General features: G+C 44.4%; 7 protein-coding genes and 2 pseudogenes. 2 read left to right on the top strand and 7 right to left on the bottom strand.

The genetic code is table 11. The annotated features are described in order from the left end of the window. Nucleotides 1–333: pseudogene (locus tag ACTHSP_RS17335) on the top strand (hypothetical protein); the annotation flags it as partial. Between the two features lie 91 nt (nucleotides 334–424). Here the strand turns inward: ACTHSP_RS17335 and ACTHSP_RS17330 are convergent. From ACTHSP_RS17330 to ACTHSP_RS17300, 7 genes and pseudogenes are all read right to left on the bottom strand, one after another. Beyond that, entirely contained in the window at nucleotides 425–946 is a 522-nt protein-coding gene (locus ACTHSP_RS17330; RefSeq protein WP_440346535.1) for a lytic enzyme, read from the bottom strand. 67 nt (nucleotides 947–1013) lie between these two features. Continuing rightward, nucleotides 1014–1787, bottom strand: a complete 774-nt coding sequence (locus ACTHSP_RS17325; protein ID WP_049351406.1) for a hypothetical protein — start codon at nucleotides 1785–1787, stop codon at nucleotides 1014–1016. Nucleotides 1788–1806: 19 nt separating this feature from the next. Beyond that, nucleotides 1807–2238 (bottom strand): hypothetical protein, encoded by a 432-nt coding sequence (locus tag ACTHSP_RS17320; protein ID WP_049328572.1) that lies wholly within the window; start codon nucleotides 2236–2238, stop codon nucleotides 1807–1809. Nucleotides 2239–2501: 263 nt separating this feature from the next. Next, nucleotides 2502–2801, bottom strand: a pseudogene (locus tag ACTHSP_RS17315) (sulfite reductase subunit beta); the annotation flags it as partial. Nucleotides 2802–2895: 94 nt separating this feature from the next. After that, nucleotides 2896–3429 carry an inorganic diphosphatase gene (locus ACTHSP_RS17310; RefSeq protein ID WP_049351407.1) on the bottom strand — a complete coding sequence of 178 codons (534 nt, stop codon included), beginning with the start codon at nucleotides 3427–3429 and terminating at the stop codon, nucleotides 2896–2898. An 84-nt stretch (nucleotides 3430–3513) separates the two neighbouring features. After that, nucleotides 3514–3978 (bottom strand): dihydroneopterin triphosphate diphosphatase, encoded by a 465-nt coding sequence (nudB, locus tag ACTHSP_RS17305; protein WP_003685636.1) that lies wholly within the window; start codon nucleotides 3976–3978, stop codon nucleotides 3514–3516. Between the two features lie 137 nt (nucleotides 3979–4115). Continuing rightward, nucleotides 4116–4769 carry a metallophosphoesterase gene (locus ACTHSP_RS17300; RefSeq protein ID WP_049351408.1) on the bottom strand — a complete coding sequence of 218 codons (654 nt, stop codon included), beginning with the start codon at nucleotides 4767–4769 and terminating at the stop codon, nucleotides 4116–4118. Between the two features lie 86 nt (nucleotides 4770–4855). On the opposite strand from ACTHSP_RS17300, the gene ACTHSP_RS17295 reads away from it, so the two are divergent. Then, nucleotides 4856–5299 carry an RpiB/LacA/LacB family sugar-phosphate isomerase gene (locus ACTHSP_RS17295; protein WP_049351409.1) on the top strand — a complete coding sequence of 148 codons (444 nt, stop codon included), beginning with the start codon at nucleotides 4856–4858 and terminating at the stop codon, nucleotides 5297–5299. Nucleotides 5300–5424: the final 125 nt, after the last annotated feature.

Raw genomic sequence — 5424 nt, 5'->3', positions numbered from 1 at the left:
TACATCTACGACCAATCCACCGGCAGCTGGCTGCTGCAAAGCTTGGTGGGTGCGGCAGCCGGTGCATTTATCGGCAACGCATTGGCGAACAAATTCACACAGGCACGCAATCAAAACAGCCCGATTGCCCGTCAAGCCCGTGCCAACTATTATCAAACCGCACGTCCAAACGGACGCACCAGCCAACAACTGAATACGCGCACCCTGCGTGCCCAACAGCAAAATGCGCAACAACAAAACGCTCAACAGCAACAGCGTTACCGCGAAACCGCGCGCCAGCCTTCCAACTACCGCCGACCAAGCATGGGTCGGGGCTTTGGCCGCCGTCGCTGATTCGGTTTATATTCCATCTTTGATATAAACGCTCTCAATATAAAAGGCCGTCTGAAAATCAGATTTTCAGACGGCCTTTTGGTTTTCTCAGCTATCTATTCTGAATAACCCGATAGCCATTTTCTACGCTTTTACCTGTCTTAGCACAAAGTTCATCGCCGCATCGCACGATATTGGCTCGATTGATACGACCGACCATATCTGCATCCTGTCGTTTTTGATCAATCAACATGGCATAGAAAAAAGATAATGCCAATCCGCCAATAACCAATGTTGCCATTGCAAGCGAAATAATCCATACCAAATGCGAAGAAATCTTCTGATTTTCTTCATTTACCTTATTCAAGTATGCATTGAATTCACGTACTTGATCAGCCATTTGGTTGCGTGCCTTTTCCATATCTCGCACATAACCTGCCACCGAATTTGACATTTCTTTCGTCACTTCCGCACGCACCATCTCTGTAATCATTTTGCGTTGATCGTAAAGTGATTTATCCAATTTATCTTCAAGATTTTGGACAATCTGATGGGTACTTTGCCTAAATTGTGTCATTACCTCGGCGGTTTCAAGCAAAAGATTATGTGCTTGCTCAAGTTCGTTATTATTCATGCGTAACTATCTATTGAAAGAATAAGGAAAAAACGTGCCATCAGCATTCTTTAAATATGGGAAGGATTTAACCAAACGATCGACCGCCATAGCTGCGCTCTTCTTGAACTTGCGGAGTATTTTGAGCAACTTCTTGAGCCTGATTTTGTTTTAAGGTCTCTCGCAACTCATCTCTAAAATTTGCCACCACATCAGCATTGTCAGCTAATGCTTTGGCTGTGAACGTACCATCTTTGTCATGCTTAAAGCCTTGAATTAGAGCTTGGAGTTTATCGGCTGCAGATTGCTCGGCATATTGAAGATTATCTGTTTGATTATTTTGTGCACTCAAATCCAAAAGGTCTAAAACCCCTGCTTTGTTAGGATCTTTAGGGACAAGATTTTTATTCAATTTATTTTCAGAACCAGGAGCAAGATGATCACCCAAACCATAACCATCTTTTTCAGGTTCTTTAAGCCTAGCTTCACGTAATACGGTAGCTGCAATAGTATTGGAGTTCTGACGCAAAAAATCATAAGGATAAATATTGTCTTTGCTTTGGGCATTCCTCACCATTTCTGCCCATTTCCCAGATAAATCAGACGCTTCCGTGATTAACTCACGGTATTGTTTTTGTCCTGGGTGTCTAGTAGAAGAATCTGGGTTATTGCTATCATATGGCATACCCGCAATGACTCTTATATTACCAAGGGGTAAATTTGGGTTTGTATTTTCTTCATCTGTCCAACCACTAATGGTATACTGCTTCCCCGTTTTATCAGTATAAAGCAGAAACATATGATGATAATCGTATCCCAAACTACCAAGCTTTCTATAACCAACTTCTATTTTCTCTGACATGATCAATTTCCTTGTAGTTTTATAGATTATTGCTCTTATCTAGATAAGAAACATTTTTTAGTAATTGCCCACTTTTATTAAAAAACAGGCTAATGTATAAATCACGTCTATTACCTAAATAACCTTCGCCTCTTTGATAATGAATAAGTAAATTATCATCTGAATTTTCCAGAACCTCAAACTCATTAGTAATTAAATTGATAATTTCATTTTTAGTTAGTCCCGAATGAAGATATTGTGAAACAATATTACTAACATCTGCACGCTGACTTGCAATATCTGTAATACGGGTTTTTAGAATTTCATTTAACATCAGATTTAAGTTAATCATATTCTTTCTATCTTTCAAGTTAGAGTGTTGAATTTGTGCTTTTTTTTCATGATTATTGGCTTCACAACCAGCAGAAAATAGAGCAAGTACAGCAAATGATACAGGAAGTAATTTTCTCATATTTTAAGTACCTTTTTATTTCTAGTCTGCTGATTATAAATTACTTTTTTTGTATCTTCAACAATTACTTTTATGACTTTCAAAGAATTTATTTTTTAGAGATAATAACGATACAATATAAATATGTTACACGACTACTTCTCGAACTAATGCCAGTACTAATATATCCTGAACATTCATGAATTTTTCCTGCTTCGCAGAGTATAGCTTTTACTTTTCTCTCTGTTTTCTGATGACAGACTTGTTGGCTCTACCTGTATGCGTTATGCCCAAAAGTCTCGCGGAGCGTCCAATACGGGTTTGACGATACCTGTACGGATGGCAAAATCTCCAAAACCTTCCCCATCCAAACGGTTTCAAGACCAATCTGCCACCCAGCCTTCGACAATTTCAAGGATTTCAGGTTCGGTAATGTTTTCTTTAAACAGGCGCGGAATGCGGGGGCCTTCGCAGTTGCCGCCTGCGTAAAGGTTGTAGCGGCCGATGGCTTTGCCGACCAAACCTATTTCCGCCAGCATGACGCGGCCGCAACCGTTGGGGCAACCGGTTACGCACAAAACGATTATTCGTCTTCCAAGCCTGTCCTTCGGTTGATATATAAAAAGGCCGTCTGAACTTTGCTTTCAGACGGCCTTGATATTGGACGGGACAAACCGATTAGGCTTGTTTGTTCCAACGTTCGATAGATTCTTTGATGACTTGTTTCGCTTCTTCTACATCGCCCCAGGATTCAACTTTAGTGGTACCTGCTTTTTTCAGGTCTTTGTAGTGGTTGAAGTGGAACTCGATTTGTTTGATCAGTTGTTTCGGCAAATCAGCCAAAGTTTTGTAAGCGTTGCCGTTGTTGCGGTCGTCGGCTGGAACGCAGACAATTTTGTCGTCCACTTCGCCGTCGTCAACGAATTTCATCACGCCGATAACGCGTGCTTCCAGAAAAATACCGGTTACCAAAGACTGCTCGGTCACCAGCAATACGTCCAATTCGTCGCCGTCTTCGTCCAAAGTTTGCGGAATGAAGCCGTAGTTGGTCGGTTTGGCGAAAATTGCCGGTTCAACGCGGTCGAGTTGGAACGCGGCTAATTTGCGGTTCCATTCGATTTTGTGGTTGCTGCCCGCAGGGATTTCGTTGACAACGTTGATGATGCCGCCGTCCACATCGCCCGGGGTCAGGATTTTGTTGAAGTCTGCCATGATGGTTTCCTTTGATTTTAAAGAGAGTCAAACGGCGAAAGTATAACAAACCCAAGGCCGTCTGAAAATGTGAAACTGTCGTATTCAGACGGCCTTTTTGGCATTCAGCCTTTTGACCAGTTCTAAAATTGCGCGTTTATTGGAAGGGGAAAACACTTTTTCCGCCGCTTCTTCCGCACTAAACCAACCGTAGGCAACGTGTTCGTCCGGTTGCAGCATGATGGGCGTATCACGCGGAATTTGGGCGGAGAAGATGTGTTCGCGGTTTTCAAAAACGCCTTTGGGATAGCGATGGCGCCAGTGATGATAGATTTCATAAACGGTGCTGTCGTGCCAGTTTTCCAGCTGGCCGTCTGCAAGGCGGATACCGGTTTCTTCCCACACTTCGCGCCATGCGGTTTCTTCGATACGCTCGCCCTCTTCCAAGCTGCCGGTAACCGACTGCCAAAAACCTTGCGGTGCCGTGCGTTCAATCAGCAGGATATTGCCGTCTTTATCATGCAAAACAACCAAAGCGGATACGGGATACTTCAAAGGCTTACCGCTCATGACTTGTCCTTGCCGGATTGATTGGGGAGGCTGATTTTTTGTAGTAAGTAAGCCAAAAGGTTTTCCATGTATCACTCAAAAATGGGAAATTGATATTCAGACGGCCTTTGCCGGAAATCCGCAAAGGCCGTCTGAAATTATACCTGATTTAACTGCGCCAGTTTCCGAGACACCAGCTCTGCCGCTTCTTCCAGCGAGTTGACCTTCAACCCTGCTTCGCCAAAATACGAAATTTTAGGCAAATCACACAAAAACTTATCGACATCTTGCGCCGTCAAAAAGCGGCCGTGCAAATCAAATCCGACATTTAAAGCACGCCCTTTGATTGCCGCCACCCTGTCATGCAAATGGCCGTACAAGTGATACCAGCCCTGATAGCAGCCGTCCCACTCCTGAATCGGATAGTGAAAAAGAACCAGCGTATTCTTAATTTCCGGCAATTTGAGTTTCAAATACGGCCGTATGGACGACAGCAGCGGATGGCCGTCATGCTTGGTCTGGCTGCGGAAAAAATCGGCATGCTGCCGAATCACATGATCATGATTGCCGTAAATCAAGTGATGTTGCCCGTTCAACCGCGACAAAACGCGCTCTATCTGCTTGTGGTCTTGGGCAAAGGAAAAATCGCCCAGGTTGTACACCGTATCTTCAGGCTTAACGGTTTCATTCCACGTTTGGATTAAAAATTCATCCATCTGCTCCACGTTATCGAACGGTCGAAATTGCGGGCAGAATTTGGCAATATTTTTATGTGAAAAATGTAGGTCTGATGTGAAGTAGGTTTTGCTCATGCCGTGCTCTCTGCGTTGCAAGCTTGAATCGTATCACGCGCGGGCGTATGCTAAACAATGTTTATTGTATTCTTCAAGGAGTTTTTATGCGTTTGGTTATTGCCGCGCCGGCCAACGGCGCAATATTGAAAGACGCACTCAAAACGCATCTGCAAAACGACCCGCGCGTCAGCAACTTGGTCGATTTATCTTCACCCGAAGGAAGCTATCCGCAACTCTCGTTTGCCGCAGCCGAAGAAGTCGCAGCAGGGCGCGCCGACCGCGCGCTGTTGATTTGCGGTACCGGCGTGGGCACGGCAATCGCCGCCAATAAAGTGCGCGGCATACGGGCAGCGACAGCGCACGATTTGCTCACCCTCCGCGGCTCGGTGGAAAACTATGATGCGCAGGTTTTATGTATGGGGCAAAACGTGATTGCCGTGCCTGCCGCTTGGGCATTGGTCGATATCTGGTTGGACTTACGCCACGACAAAAGCAGCGGCTATGCGCCTAAAGTCGGCGAAATCGAAGCGTATGAGAGCGAAAAATAAATAAGTGTTGCTCCATATATTTTCAGACGGCCTTGTTACGTTTCGCTTTGCTGTAGAAACTAGTAGCGTTGTTTACAGTATTTCCAGGAGAATACTGAAACATGAACATGCACAAAAACACCCGT

The organism is Neisseria sp. P0001.S005 (assembly GCF_051963715.1).
Note: the sequence above shows the minus strand (reverse complement) of the source record. Positions and strands in the feature narration are given on the sequence as shown.

Coding starts and splice junctions, on each gene's coding strand:
- ACTHSP_RS17310 (WP_049351407.1), bottom strand. CDS start 3,429: ATGGCAGACTTCAACAAAATCCTGACCCCGGGCGATGTGGACGGCGGC.
- nudB (WP_003685636.1), bottom strand. CDS start 3,978: ATGAGCGGTAAGCCTTTGAAGTATCCCGTATCCGCTTTGGTTGTTTTG.
- ACTHSP_RS17330 (WP_440346535.1), bottom strand. CDS start 946: ATGAATAATAACGAACTTGAGCAAGCACATAATCTTTTGCTTGAAACC.
- ACTHSP_RS17295 (WP_049351409.1), top strand. CDS start 4,856: ATGCGTTTGGTTATTGCCGCGCCGGCCAACGGCGCAATATTGAAAGAC.
- ACTHSP_RS17320 (WP_049328572.1), bottom strand. CDS start 2,238: ATGAGAAAATTACTTCCTGTATCATTTGCTGTACTTGCTCTATTTTCT.
- ACTHSP_RS17300 (WP_049351408.1), bottom strand. CDS start 4,769: ATGAGCAAAACCTACTTCACATCAGACCTACATTTTTCACATAAAAAT.
- ACTHSP_RS17325 (WP_049351406.1), bottom strand. CDS start 1,787: ATGTCAGAGAAAATAGAAGTTGGTTATAGAAAGCTTGGTAGTTTGGGA.